Source organism: Klebsiella spallanzanii (assembly GCF_902158555.1).
Lineage (GTDB): Bacteria > Pseudomonadota > Gammaproteobacteria > Enterobacterales > Enterobacteriaceae > Klebsiella > Klebsiella spallanzanii.
In genome coordinates this window covers 1-441 of the sequence record NZ_CABGGS010000028.1, presented here as the reverse complement: position 1 = coordinate 441, position 441 = coordinate 1, and the positions used below count along the sequence as shown (strand labels likewise).

General features: G+C 54.0%; 1 protein-coding gene. It reads right to left on the bottom strand.

What is annotated here, in order from left to right; translation table 11 throughout:
- A partial coding sequence (locus tag FN082_RS17825) for a chorismate mutase (protein ID WP_142982037.1) occupies positions 1-354 on the bottom strand: 354 nt, incomplete at its 3' end.
- Positions 355-441 lie beyond the last annotated feature (87 nt).

Sequence of the window (441 nt, the reverse complement as noted above, 5' to 3'; positions counted from 1 at the left end):
CAGATGCGAGTAAGAGCCCTTGGGACCGAGGAACGCCACGCGGGCCGAATGCGGGTTAATTTTATTCAGATGCTGCTGCAGCAGGGTTTGCTGGGTAAGAACAGAGTCTTCGATAATCAGCTGGAACAGGCGGGTGATATAGTGCGCATCCAGATTATGGCGCTTGCCGATAGTCATCAGGCGCTCCAGCAGATCGCGTTCGCGGTCAATATCACGCACCGGACGATGGGAGGCCAGTTTGGCTTTTCCAACCTCAACAGCCAGTCCGCGGCGCTCCGCCAGCAGAGCAAGCAGCTTCTCGTCCAGGGCGCTTATCTTATCGCGCAGCGCCAGTAATGGGTTTTCCTCGGTCATAGATGTTGCCTTTGTTGTTATCAAATAAAAAAGGCCTCCCGGGTGGGAGGCCTTATTGTTCGTCTTCACATTCTTTCTTATACGACG